The sequence below is a fragment of the Propylenella binzhouense genome, assembly GCF_009866965.1.
Lineage (GTDB): Bacteria > Pseudomonadota > Alphaproteobacteria > Rhizobiales > Afifellaceae > Propylenella > Propylenella binzhouense.
The window spans coordinates 20,909-32,066 of record NZ_SPKJ01000046.1 but is presented as its reverse complement, the minus strand read 5'-3'; the positions used below and the strand labels follow the sequence as shown (position 1 = coordinate 32,066).

The window sequence follows — 11,158 nt, the reverse complement described above, 5'->3', positions numbered from 1 at the left end:
CGCGCGGGCTCCGGCGCGCTCGCCGTCGCCGCGATCGCCGGCGCGACCGCCTTCAAGCGCGAGGCGGCGCCGGAGGCGGAGCCCGCCTTGCACGAGCATGCGCACGACCATGCCGCCGCCGAGGCCTATGCCGCCGCCGCCGCGCCGGTCCGCGACAGGGCGCAGAAGGCCGCCGAGGCGCGCATGAAGGGCTATGAGGGCGAGGCCTGCGGCGAATGCGGCAACTTCACCATGGTCCGCAACGGCACCTGCCTGAAATGCGACACCTGCGGCTCGACGAGCGGGTGCAGCTGATCTGAGAAGGAGAACATCCCCCGCCCTCATGGTGAGGTGCGGAGCGAAGCGGAGCCTCGAACCCTCAGCGTGAGGCACGACGCGAGCCAGCCTCCGCCCTCATGGTGAGGTGCGGAGCGAAGCGGAGCCTCGAACCCTCAGCGTGAGGCACGACGCGGGCCAGCCTCCGCCCTCATGGTGAGGTGCGGAGCGAAGCGGAGCCTCGAACCACGAGGGCGGCCCCCCATCGCGGGTGCCGCCCGCCTTCATGAAGCGATCGACCCCGAGGCTCCGCGTGCGGGAACCCGGGCAGCCTCGCCCTTCGAGGCTCCCCCTCGACAGGCTCGGGGTCGCTCCTCAGGATGAGGCTAAGCGGGCGTTTCGCAGCCTCAGCGTGAGCCGCGCCACGGCGGCCGCGACGCCAGGTCCGGCAGCGCCTCGTACTCGCCTCGGATCAGCGCCTCCTTCTTCCGCCGCGACCAGCCCTTGATCTGCCGCTCCCGCGCGATCGCCTCGGTGAGGCGCTCGTAGGTCTCGCAAAAGACCAGTCTCACCGGCCGCCTGCGGGCTGTGTAGCTGTCGATCGGCTCGTTGTTGTGCTCCCAGAGCCGTGCCTGCGGGTCCTGCCGGGTAAGACCCGTGTAGTAGCTGCCGTCCGCGCAGCGCAGGATATAGACGGTCGCTTCCATGTCCCGCCCCTTGACCACCGCATCATGGCTGCCGATCGGCGGAACGGACAAGCCCTCTTGGCCGCCCCCGCGGGTCGAGGCTGCCGCTTCGCATCTCATACGACGGCGGTTGGCGCAGCGCGGCGCGGCCACCCTCTCCGTCGTCATCGCCCCCCTCCGCCGTCTCGCCGGACTTGATCCGGCGATCCAAGGTGCGGCGAAGCAGAGGCCGCGTGGGTGCCCGGGTCAAGCCCGGGCACGACGACAGAACAAGCGGCAGGGCGCCGGAACGGGACGGGCGGCGGCGCGGCGGACCTCAGACCTCCGGCGGCGGCGCGGCGGACCTCGGACCTCCGAAGGCGGGGCGGCGGACCTCAGACGTCCGAAGGCGTCGCCGCCTCGCCGCCGTGGCGGGCGATCGCGCGCACGCCGGCATTGCCGCGTATGTCGCGCCCCGTCGGGTTCCAGGTGCAGACCGTCTCGGGGTTCACCCAGACCGTCCGGTAGCTCCCCGGCGCGAAGAACTCGACGAAGGCCATCTCGCAGTCGGGATCGGCGGCGAGGTAGTGGCGCTCGAGGTCGGGATAGTAGACGAGATCGCCCGCCTTCACGCGGAAGGGCCGCTCGTCGGCATAGGCCGTGCCGCTCCCCTTCAGGAAGTACATGAAATGGTCGGCGCCGACATGGTGGTGGTTGGCGCCGCTGGTGCCGGGCGGATAGATGATCATCTCGCCCTTGATCGCATGCGTGCCGAAGAGCCTCGGCGTGGCGAGGTAGATGCGCTTGCGGGCATCGTGCTCGGAATCGAGCACCGGCTCGCGCGTCCAGTCGAGAATGCGGAGCGCCGGCGGACGGGCGGCGAAATCGGAATCGAGCGCATCCGCCTCCGGCGCCTCGGCCATGATCAGCGCCGCGCCGGCCGCGCTCGCGAGCCGGCCGCGGAAGCCCGGCGGCAGGAACACGACGTGATCGGCGCCAAGCGCGGCCGCCCCGCCGACGCCGCTCCCGGAGAACTCCGCCGTGCCGGCGAGGATCTGGAACCAGGCGAGGCTGCCCTCCGCAACCTCGAGCGCTAGCGCCGCGCCCGGGGCGATCTCGATGCGGTCGAGCAGGATCCGGGTGCGCGGGACGCGCTCCGTGTCGAGCAGCCGCCGCCGGGACACGCCTTCGCCGACCGCCTCGGCCGCGACTGCGGCCACTTCCACCCTGATCGCCATCTCGTCCCTCCCCCGCCCGCCTCTTGGTCGCAAGCGGTGCGGCGCGCCGATTATGCCGGCCCGCGCGGGGAAGCGGAAGGGGACGGCAGGGAACGGCGCGGGATGGTGGGTCCGGTAGGACTCGACCGCCACTTTCCCCAGTTCACCTCATCCTGAAAGTCTTGGATCGCATCAGACTTTCCTGCACCTAGCAGAATCGCGAAAAAGCGCATAGCTTGATCAGATGCTCGCGACGACGCGGTTAGATCTTGTCCAGCCATCTCAACCAGGAGAAGCAGGACCATCTCTTCGTGTCATGTGCCGATGATTTGTTCACGAGAATGAATATATACGCAATGTCAGGAAGAAAAAGACAGAATGTTATTCTTAATCTGGCCTTGGCACTACAATATGCGCAACATGCGAACTTTGCTGGGACAGCCCGGCAGGCTGTCGCGGATGGATATTCTGCGATTGACGCGGCCATGTCTGCCATCCTGACACAGGAGGGCATAGAGCCTCCGCGAAACCATAAGCGGAAACTTGCTCTTGTCCGGACCTCGCATCCCGCGATGCTTTCCCCAAATTTTAAGTGGAGGGGAACTTCGGCAACATACAGTCCGGGAGGCGATTGGGACAGCGTGGAGGGCTTCTATAAGCAATGGCTTGATTCACGCTATCGCAGCTTTGACCTGCCTCCGGCCCAAGCATCCGGTCGTGTTCGTGAAGCGCACCAGTTCATCAATGCGACAATGCGTGTGATTGCTAGAAGAATGAAGATCGGCGCTCGCAAGCTGGGCGAGCAGGCTTCCAAACAGGCTTTCGGAACCGACCATTCCGAACTCGGTCTAGCCGTGGGCACGATGCATGACCACCTCTTTTCCGAAGCCGAACGGTTCGGCGAGATGTACGGCTCTAAACTTGGGACCAAGCTCGCAAGCACGACAAATTATTGCGAGTTGGACATAGCGACGGGTGATCAGCTTACTCAGGCGATCATCGGGGAAGACGAAGAAATTGCAGCCGAAGGCGCCCGCGTGTATGCGGAGTTTAACAAGCTCGTCGAAAGGATCATTGAAAAGCGCCGAGAACGAATCCTTGGCAGCCGACAAGGCGAAGCGGCAAATGCAGAGGCGTTGAACGATTCGCCTAACTTCATGCTCAGCATGAAGGCGAGATACCACGGCGCTACGGTCAGAGAGTCAGGTGAACGGTGGGCGCGCACTCTGGCAGGTTTGGGCGTGGCATTTAGAAAGCCGCCGCGATCCCGCAAGGAAAACCAGAGAGGGCGGAAATCGTGATCATCTTGCCCGAGCCGGTGAAGGCACTCTATGCAGTGCATATGGCGTGTGCCGACGCTTCGCTCACATCGAGTTGACCGTCACCTTGGACGAGAAATTGGTGCGCATATTGGCGAAGCCGTGGTGGCTTGGAGCCCGAGCTTGCCGCCCACGGGGCGACGAGCGGGAATAGCCCGCCGCCTTCGGCCACTTTGCGATGTTTATCAGAGGTTGGCGTTCTTGCACGCGGTGTCCGTTGTTGGCGCTCGAAGACTCGCCGGCAGATCTTACACAAACCTACGTACAAGAGTTCCGGCTGTCCCCGCTTCTTCCGACCCTCTTCGGAGGCCGGCTAACCCAGAAATCCCTGCATGGCCTTGGGTTTCTAGACCTTCTCGGAGCTAGTCGGAGAAGCGAGTGGTGGGTCCGGTAGGACTCGAACCTACAACCAGACGGTTATGAGCCGTCGGCTCTAACCATTGAGCTACGGACCCGCGCCGTTCCGGTTACGCCGTTCCGGCGGCGCGGACAAGGCCCGCGGGCTCCGCTGCGCCCGGCCCGGCGGCGGCGCCTGGCCCCGTTTCCGCTTCGCCCCCCGGCGGCCCGGATTCCCGCCGCAATCGGCATGCAAAGCCGCCGAAGCACTCCAGGAGGAACCATGATGACCCGTGCGCTCGCTCTTTTCCCGCTCCTCGCCTGCCTCGCCGCGGCGCCGGCCTTCGCCCAAAGCGCCGCGCCTTCCCCGATCCCGGAGCGGCGGATCGTGGTGACCGGCACCGGCGAGGCGGTCGCCAAGCCCGACATGGCGACGCTCGAGCTCGGCGTCGTCACGGAGGACAGCACCGCCGCCGCCGCGCTCTCGGCCAACAACCAGGCGATGGCGCGGATCGTCGAGGACCTGAAGTCCGCCGGCATCGAGCCGCGCGACCTGCAGACGGCCGGGCTCGACATCGCGCCGCGCTACACCCGTCCCGACCCGAACGAGAACCGCGCGCCGGAGATCGCCGGCTACACGGTGCGAAACCAGCTCCGCATCCGGATCCGCGACCTCGCGGCGGTGGGCGCGACGCTCGACCGCGCGGTCGGGCTCGGCGCCAACTCGCTGTCCGGGCCGGCCTTCACGCTCGCCGATACGAGCGGCCTCGAGGCGGAAGCGCGGCGGAAGGCGGTGGCGGACGCCAAGGCGCGCGCGGAGCTCTATGCCCGGGCCGCCGGGATCGGCCTCGGGCGCGTGCTGCGGATCGACGAGAATGGCGGCGAGCGCCCCTATCCCGTCGCCGCGCCGCGCATGATGAAGGCGGAGGCGTTCGATGCCGCGATGCCGGTCGAAGGCGGCGAGCTCACGATCAGCGCCTCCGTGACAATGACCTGGGCGATCGCGGACTGACGGCCCCGCGGCTCAACTCGGCGTGAGCGGGCGAACCGCGGCGCGGGTCGCGGATTTCCCTCCAGGACCGCCTGGAGCGGACCGGGTCCGACCCCTTCCCGCAGGAGCACGCCGATGAGCCGCCCGTTCGCACGATTGCTGTCTGCAACAGCACTCGCCGCGCTGCCTGCGGCCGCGGCCGCGCTCGACCAGGACGTCCGCACGGAGGAGGTCGCCGCCAATGTCGCGACTTTCGCCGACGGGCTCGACCATCCCTGGGCGCTCGCCTTCCTGCCGGACGGCTCGATGCTCGTGACGGAGCGCCCGGGCCGGCTCCGGCGGGTGAGCGCGGCGGGCGAGATCTCCGATCCGATCGCCGGTGTCCCGAAGGTGGACGCGCGCGGGCAGGGCGGGCTTCTCGACGTGGCGCTCGACCCGGACTTCGAGACGAACCGGCTCGTCTATCTGAGCTATGCCGAGCCCGGCGAGGGCGGGACGACGAGCACGGCGGTCGCACGCGGCCGGCTCGACCGCGACGCAACCGCGCTCGCGGACGTGACGGTGGTCTTCTCCCAGAAGCCGAAGGTGGCGAGCACCGCCCATTACGGCTCCCGGCTCGCCTTCGACGATGCGGGCAGGCTCTATGTCACGCTCGGCGAGCGCTTCGCCGAGCGCTTCCGCGGGCAGGCGCAGGAGCTCGATTCCCATCTCGGCAAGATCGTGCGGATCAACCCGGACGGCTCGGTGCCCGACGACAATCCCTTCGTCGGGCGGGAAGGCGCGCTGCCGGAGATCTGGTCCTACGGGCACCGCAACGTCCAGGCCGCGGCGATCCATCCCGGGAGCGGCGCGCTCTGGGAGATCGAGCACGGGCCGCGCGGCGGCGACGAGCTGAACATCCCGAAGGCGGGCGGCAATTACGGCTGGCCGGTCGTCTCCTACGGGGTGAACTATGACGGTTCGCCGGTCGGCACGGGCAGGCAGCGCGCGCCCGGCATGGAGGATCCGATCCGCACCTGGACGCCGGTGATCGCACCCTCCGGGATGGCCTTCTACAGCGGCAAGGCGTTTCCGGAATGGGAGGGCGACCTCTTCGTGGGCGGGCTCGCCTCCACCGCGCTCGTGCGGCTCGCACTCGACGGCCGGATGGTCACGCACGAGGAACGGCTGCTCGAGGATGCGGGGCAGCGCATCCGCGACGTCGCGGAGGCGCCGGGCGGGGAGATCTACGTCGTGACGGACGAGGACGACGGCGCGATCCTGCGGATTGCGCCGCTCCGGGACTGACGGGCGCTCCGGCGGAGGGGGAGACGGTCCGCGCGGCTCAATCGCGCGGGTCGCTCTGGTCCCCCTCTTCCCAGCCTTCCGTCAGGATCGGGTTGAGCGGTCCGCCGCTTTCGCCTTCGCCGTTGACGCGGTTCAGCCAGTCCTTGACCTGCTCGATCGTATAGGTCTGGTCCTGGAGGTCGTCCTCCTCGAAGCGGACGGTGACGTCGTCCGGATCGAGGAAGTTGTGCTCGGTGCCGGAAAAGGCGGCGGCATCCTCGCCGTCGATCGTCTGGATCTGGTAATCCGGATCGCGGCCCGGCCGCGGGCTGGCGAGCCGCATCACGAGCCGGTCGGTCGCAGCCCCGAGCACCTGCGCCGCGTCGCCGAAATTGCGCAGCACGCCGGTGATGAAGGTCTCGGGATCCTCGATCGGGGCCGTCAGCCCGGGCAGGTGCAGGTCGTCGAGCGCCATGGTGGTCTCCCTTCGTTTGCCTCGGAGAAGCCGGCCCAGGCGATTCCGTTCCGCCGCCGCCGTCAAGGCACGATGACGATGCGCGAGCGCTTGAGGCCGAGCTTCCGGACGAGGTTGAAGAAGATGCGGGCGTTGTCCGGGTGCAGGCGCACGCATCCGTGCGAGGCCGGCCGGCCGAGACTGCGGATCGCCGTGGTGCCGTGGACGGCGTAGCCGCCCCTGAAGAAGACCGAGTTCGGCATCGCGCCGTCATATTTGCGGGAGTACCATTTCCGCTCGAGCCGGAACGGGCGGTAGCGGCCGACCGGCGTCCGATAGCCCTTCTTCCCCGTCGAGACGCGCCAGAGATAGGCGAGCCTGCCATCGACCGTGACCGACATAAGCTGCTCGGAGATGTCGATCCGCGCGACGACCGCATCCGCAGCGCCCGCCGGCTGCGAGGCGGCGCATCCGAGGAAGAGGAGGACGGCGAGGACGGTGGCGCTGCGCGCGCACCGGAAAAAGCCCGCCGCGACGAGCGCCCTCCACGAACAGCCTACGCGAGACATGGCCGCCCTCGATGGTTCGACGGGCGGTCACGGACCGGCCCGGCAATCAAGATCATAATGCGCGTTTACGATCGGTCAAAGCGCGCCGGCAGTGCCGGTGAACGCACCGGATATCCCGCAGAGGCGCCGGAACCCGGGAAATCCGCCCATCCCCGGCGAGGAGCCGGGTCCCGGAAGCCGCCGCTCGCTGACTTGTGATGGGCGCCCCGGCAGGCCGCCGCGCCGGCGGCCCGACGTGCCATCCGCGCCGGGCCCGGTCGGCGGTGCCGCGCGAGGCGGATCGTCAGGCGACGAGCGGCTTCAGCCCGGGATGCGTGCGGAAGAAGGCCTGCTTCTCCGCCCATCCGTCGATGCCGAGCACGTGGCCGGCATGCTTGACGATCAGGAACACCAGGCAGCCCGCATAGACGATGTGATAGTCGAGGATGAAGTTGTTGGTCGCCGACATAGGGGAAGTCCATGTGGGCGGTCCAGTAGATGAGCATGAGCAGAGCGCCGAAGAAGGCGCCGAGCCGCGTGAACAGACCGAACAGCAGCGACAACCCGATGAGGAGATGGCCGTAGCCGACCAGGAAGGTCATGAAGGGGGCGACCGCGGGGGCGGCGAGCGGCGCGTAGAGAGCGTGGAAGGTCTTCGTGCTGCCGAGGAAGCCGGCGACGGAGAATTGCGGATTGAAGACCTGGTGCGAGGACGCGTAGAGGAACGTCCAGGCCATGGCCAGCCTCAGAAAGAGAACGAAGCCGCGGTCGAAGCGGGTATCGGTCATCGGTCATATCCTTTCAGATCGTGAGCAACTCCCCCGGGACGAGGCCGCTAGGCCGACGGATCGGCCCGCGCCCTTCCCCACGGCATGCGAATGATGACGCCCCGCGCGGTCGCGCCCGGACCAGACGGCGATCCTGGGGATTTCGCCGTCCGCCGCTACTCTGGACGAGCCGGAACATGCCGCCTTGAGGCACGTCAAAATCGGGCCGCGGGCGCCGCCGTGCGGGCACCCTTCGCTTCGGCAGCTTGCGCCGGGGACGGCTCTGGTCTAGCCACTGCGGCAAGCAAGAGGCAGGGAGGCACCGCCTGATGAGTGTGCTGATCGTCGGCCTGGTTCTCTTCCTCGGCGTGCACTCCGTCCGGATCGCGGCCGATTCCTGGCGCTCGCGGATGCTGGAGCGTCTCGGCGAGGGACCCTGGAAGGGGATCTACGCGCTCCTCTCGCTCGTCGGCCTCGTCTTGATCGTCTGGGGCTACGGTCTTGCGCGGCTCGATCCCATCGTGATCTGGTCGCCCCCGATCTGGACCCGGCACCTCGCGATCCTGCTCAACCTCTTCGCGTTTCTCCTGCTCGCGATCTATCTCGTCCCAAGCGGGCGGCTGAAGGCCCGCCTCCACCACCCGATGGTGCTCGGCGTGAAGGTCTGGGCCTTCGCGCATCTTCTCGCCAACGGCACGCTGGCCGATCTTCTCCTGTTCGGATCGTTCCTCCTCTGGGCCATCGCCGACTTCGCCTCCGCCCGCCGCCGGGACCGGGCGGCCGGCCGGATCTATGTCGCTGGGCCGGTCCGGAACGACGTCGTCGCGGTCGCGGTCGGCCTGGTGCTCTGGCTCGCGATCCTGACCTTCCTTCATCAATGGCTGATCGGGGTCAGCCCCCTCGCCTGACATCCGGAGCGTTCGAATGTCCACTCAGACCGAGACCCGGCGCGTCACCGCCGTCGACATCGCCAAGCGGAAGGGCGGCGAAAAGGTCGTCTCGCTCACCGCCTACCATGCCCACACGGCCGGCATCGTCGACCGCTACGTGGACTTCATCCTCGTCGGCGACAGCCTCGGCATGGTGATGCACGGGCTGGAGACGACGCTGCCGGTCACGCTCGAGATGATGATCCTGCAGGGCCGCGCGGTCATGCGCGGGTCGAAGCGCGCGCTGGTCGTCGTCGACATGCCGTTCGGCTCCTACGAGGAAGGGCCGGAGCAGGCGTTCCGCAACGCGGCCCATGTCCTGAAGCAGACCGGCGCGGGCGCGATCAAGCTCGAAGGCGGCGTCCACATGGCCGAAACCGTCTCGTTCCTCGTGAAGCGCGGCATTCCCGTCATGGGGCATGTCGGGCTCACCCCGCAGGCGATCAACACGATGGGCGGATTCCGCGTCCAGGGCCGCGGCGAGGAAGGCCAGCGGATCGTGGAGCAGGACGCGCTGGCGATTGCGAACGCCGGCGCCTTCGCGATCGTGCTCGAAGGCATCGTCGAGCCGGTCGCGCGCCGGATCACCGAGACGCTTCCCGTCATCACGATCGGGATCGGCGCCTCCCCCGCCTGCGACGGGCAGATCCTGGTGCTGGAGGACATGCTCGGCCTCAACGACTGGGTGCCGAAATTCGTGAAGAAGTTCGGCACGCTCCGCGATCACATCGAGGAGGCGGTCTCGGGCTATGCGGCCGAGGTGCGGGCCGGCAGCTTCCCGGCCACCGAACACACCTATCAGCCTGCGCCCGGCCCGGCCCGGAAGGCCGCCAACGGCTGAGGGACCGGGCGGGCCGGAGCCCGCCCGGAAAGGCGGTCAGCGGGCCGCGAGGCCGCCGTCCTTCACGATCACGATCTCGGTCGCTGCGCCCGCAATGCCGAAATCGTTGTCGTTGACGATCATCAGGTCGCCGTCGGCGGTCATGGCGAGCCCTTCGACCTTGCCGGGGTAGCGCGGGTTGGCGCCTTCCAGCGAGGAGGCGACCAGGCGCTCCGTCTTGCCGACCGGCACGATTTCCGCCGCTTCGAGCTCGACCTGCTCCAGGCTCGGGGCGGTCGCCGGATCGTCCCAGCGCGAGCCGAGAATGTTGGTCGCGCCATCGAGCGATATCTCGAAGAGCTTGGCGACCTCGTCGGTCCGCTCGTCGACGAGGAAATGCCCGCGGCCGAGAGCGGTCATCTCCGAGACGCGGAGCGAGGACGGCTTCTTGGCATCGCTGGCGCCGAGCTCGGCGAAGTGCTTCCAGTCGTCGAGGCGGTAGACGTATTCGCCGACCGGCGTGAGCGTGGTCGCACCGGCGTCGCTGCCGACCTCGACCGCGAGGAGGCGCGTGTTGATCGCGTCGCCATAGGCCTTGGAGTCCGGATTGGCGAGCGGGTTCTGCACCATGGCGAAGAGCGTCCTGCCGTCGTCGCCGAGCGCGAGCGCCTCGATGCCGCGGTTCGACTGCCGCTTGGCGAGGATCGCCGGAAGGCTGCCCGTCACGGGATAGTCGGCCGCGGCGAAATCCTGCTCAGTGCCGGCGGGCACGAAGCGGCGGACGATCGTGCCGTCCGGCGCGATCTCGGCGATCCCGGTCGCGTTCTCCTCGCCGATGAAGAAGCGGCCGTCCGGCAGGCGCACGAGGCCTTCCGCGTCGATCGAATTCGGGTCCTGCGCGAGCGGCTTGCCCTCGCCGTCACGCGGCATGTCCGTCTTCGCGACCTTGAGCGGATTGGTGAGGCCGCTCACCGCCTTGCCCTTCGGCGTCTTGAGCGGGACCGCCGCGGTGACCTTGTAGGTCTTCGAGGCCGGATCGAGCGTCACCTGATAGAGGGTGACCGTGTAGTCCGGCGCCGGATAGACGCGGCCGGCGCCCGCCTTCAGGCCCTCCGCCGCCGGGCAGATCGCGTCGACCGCGACCCCCATCAGCTCGACCGCCTCATCGCAGGTGAAGTTCGGGCCGCGGTCGGAGACTGTCCAGAACACGTTCGCCGGGTCCTTCGGGTCGCGGAAGGCGGCGGAGCCGATGCCGACATCGATGTCGAGCGCCTTGGCGCCGGCGACCGAGGACTGGTAGCGCGGCAGCTTCAGGACGTCCTGACCGGGCGCGGCCTGGTAGACAATGAGCGTCTCGGCATTGGCGGCAGCCGAGGCAAGGAGAGCGGAGACGGCGGCAAGAAGTGCGGACGAGCGCATGATGACCTCCAGGACATTCGTCAGGAGCCCGGTAGGTCCTTCCCGTGACAGTCTCATGAACCTTGAGCCGGCTTCCGGCCCGCGGTCTCCCGCCAGCCGGAATCCCTCGCGCGCGGCAAGAGAAAAGGGCCCGCGGATCGCTCCGCGGGCCCTCGTGATCCCCCTCCGGCGG

General features: G+C 68.3%; 12 protein-coding genes, 1 tRNA gene and 1 pseudogene. 6 read left to right on the top strand and 8 right to left on the bottom strand.

What is annotated here, in order from left to right; genetic code table 11:
* A partial coding sequence (locus E4O86_RS23225) for a hypothetical protein (protein ID WP_205520875.1) occupies nucleotides 1-294 on the top strand: 294 nt, incomplete at its 5' end.
* 368 nt (nucleotides 295-662) lie between these two features.
* Here the strand turns inward: E4O86_RS23225 and E4O86_RS13545 are convergent.
* Both E4O86_RS13545 and E4O86_RS13540 read right to left on the bottom strand, forming a co-directional pair.
* Nucleotides 663-962, bottom strand: coding sequence for a GIY-YIG nuclease family protein (locus E4O86_RS13545; RefSeq protein ID WP_161141083.1), 300 nt, complete (start codon nucleotides 960-962; stop codon nucleotides 663-665).
* Nucleotides 963-1,315: 353 nt separating this feature from the next.
* The gene (locus tag E4O86_RS13540) at nucleotides 1,316-2,158 is read right to left on the bottom strand and encodes a cupin domain-containing protein (protein WP_161141081.1); all 843 of its coding nucleotides are present in this window, start codon (nucleotides 2,156-2,158) and stop codon (nucleotides 1,316-1,318) included.
* Nucleotides 2,159-2,406: 248 nt separating this feature from the next.
* Here E4O86_RS13540 and E4O86_RS13535 point away from each other — a divergent pair, with 248 nt between their 5' ends.
* Nucleotides 2,407-3,438: a hypothetical protein gene (locus tag E4O86_RS13535; protein WP_161141080.1), complete on the top strand. Its 1,032-nt coding sequence runs from the start codon at nucleotides 2,407-2,409 to the stop codon at nucleotides 3,436-3,438.
* Nucleotides 3,439-3,835: 397 nt separating this feature from the next.
* Here the strand turns inward: E4O86_RS13535 and E4O86_RS13530 are convergent.
* Nucleotides 3,836-3,911, bottom strand: a tRNA-Ile gene (locus E4O86_RS13530).
* 164 nt (nucleotides 3,912-4,075) lie between these two features.
* Here E4O86_RS13530 and E4O86_RS13525 point away from each other — a divergent pair.
* Together E4O86_RS13525 and E4O86_RS13520 are read left to right on the top strand one after the other, a co-directional pair.
* Entirely contained in the window at nucleotides 4,076-4,804 is a 729-nt protein-coding gene (locus E4O86_RS13525) for an SIMPL domain-containing protein (RefSeq protein WP_246206385.1), read from the top strand.
* Nucleotides 4,805-4,918: 114 nt separating this feature from the next.
* Complete coding sequence (locus E4O86_RS13520; RefSeq protein ID WP_161141079.1) at nucleotides 4,919-6,070, top strand: PQQ-dependent sugar dehydrogenase; 1,152 nt, start codon at nucleotides 4,919-4,921, stop codon at nucleotides 6,068-6,070.
* A gap of 37 nt (nucleotides 6,071-6,107) precedes the next feature.
* On the opposite strand, the gene E4O86_RS13515 is transcribed toward E4O86_RS13520, so the two are convergent.
* The 4 genes and pseudogenes from E4O86_RS13515 to E4O86_RS24035 all read right to left on the bottom strand — a co-directional run.
* A complete protein-coding gene (locus E4O86_RS13515) occupies nucleotides 6,108-6,524 on the bottom strand; it encodes a hypothetical protein (protein WP_161141078.1) in 417 nt (138 codons plus the stop codon).
* Between the two features lie 62 nt (nucleotides 6,525-6,586).
* Complete coding sequence (locus tag E4O86_RS13510) at nucleotides 6,587-7,072, bottom strand: L,D-transpeptidase (RefSeq protein WP_161141077.1); 486 nt, start codon at nucleotides 7,070-7,072, stop codon at nucleotides 6,587-6,589.
* Between the two features lie 283 nt (nucleotides 7,073-7,355).
* Nucleotides 7,356-7,520, bottom strand: a complete 165-nt coding sequence (locus tag E4O86_RS23600; protein WP_246206384.1) for a hypothetical protein — start codon at nucleotides 7,518-7,520, stop codon at nucleotides 7,356-7,358.
* A 73-nt stretch (nucleotides 7,521-7,593) separates the two neighbouring features.
* Nucleotides 7,594-7,788 (bottom strand): annotated as a pseudogene (locus E4O86_RS24035) (hypothetical protein); the annotation flags it as partial.
* A gap of 359 nt (nucleotides 7,789-8,147) precedes the next feature.
* Between E4O86_RS24035 and E4O86_RS13500 the strand changes: the two are divergent.
* Together E4O86_RS13500 and panB are read left to right on the top strand one after the other, a co-directional pair.
* The gene (locus E4O86_RS13500; RefSeq protein ID WP_161141075.1) at nucleotides 8,148-8,726 is read left to right on the top strand and encodes an NnrU family protein; all 579 of its coding nucleotides are present in this window, start codon (nucleotides 8,148-8,150) and stop codon (nucleotides 8,724-8,726) included.
* A 16-nt stretch (nucleotides 8,727-8,742) separates the two neighbouring features.
* Entirely contained in the window at nucleotides 8,743-9,588 is an 846-nt protein-coding gene (panB, locus tag E4O86_RS13495; RefSeq protein ID WP_161141074.1) for a 3-methyl-2-oxobutanoate hydroxymethyltransferase, read from the top strand.
* 36 nt (nucleotides 9,589-9,624) lie between these two features.
* On the opposite strand, the gene E4O86_RS13490 is transcribed toward panB, so the two are convergent.
* Nucleotides 9,625-11,043 carry an esterase-like activity of phytase family protein gene (locus E4O86_RS13490; protein ID WP_161141073.1) on the bottom strand — a complete coding sequence of 473 codons (1,419 nt, stop codon included), beginning with the start codon at nucleotides 11,041-11,043 and terminating at the stop codon, nucleotides 9,625-9,627.
* Between the last annotated feature and the right edge of the window lie 115 nt (nucleotides 11,044-11,158).

Coding starts and splice junctions, on each gene's coding strand:
- E4O86_RS13510 (WP_161141077.1), bottom strand. CDS start 7,072: ATGTCTCGCGTAGGCTGTTCGTGGAGGGCGCTCGTCGCGGCGGGCTTT.
- E4O86_RS13540 (WP_161141081.1), bottom strand. CDS start 2,158: ATGGCGATCAGGGTGGAAGTGGCCGCAGTCGCGGCCGAGGCGGTCGGC.
- E4O86_RS13525 (WP_246206385.1), top strand. CDS start 4,076: ATGATGACCCGTGCGCTCGCTCTTTTCCCGCTCCTCGCCTGCCTCGCC.
- E4O86_RS13520 (WP_161141079.1), top strand. CDS start 4,919: ATGAGCCGCCCGTTCGCACGATTGCTGTCTGCAACAGCACTCGCCGCG.
- E4O86_RS23600 (WP_246206384.1), bottom strand. CDS start 7,520: ATGTCGGCGACCAACAACTTCATCCTCGACTATCACATCGTCTATGCG.
- E4O86_RS13545 (WP_161141083.1), bottom strand. CDS start 962: ATGGAAGCGACCGTCTATATCCTGCGCTGCGCGGACGGCAGCTACTAC.
- panB (WP_161141074.1), top strand. CDS start 8,743: ATGTCCACTCAGACCGAGACCCGGCGCGTCACCGCCGTCGACATCGCC.
- E4O86_RS13500 (WP_161141075.1), top strand. CDS start 8,148: ATGAGTGTGCTGATCGTCGGCCTGGTTCTCTTCCTCGGCGTGCACTCC.
- E4O86_RS13515 (WP_161141078.1), bottom strand. CDS start 6,524: ATGGCGCTCGACGACCTGCACCTGCCCGGGCTGACGGCCCCGATCGAG.
- E4O86_RS13490 (WP_161141073.1), bottom strand. CDS start 11,043: ATGAGACTGTCACGGGAAGGACCTACCGGGCTCCTGACGAATGTCCTG.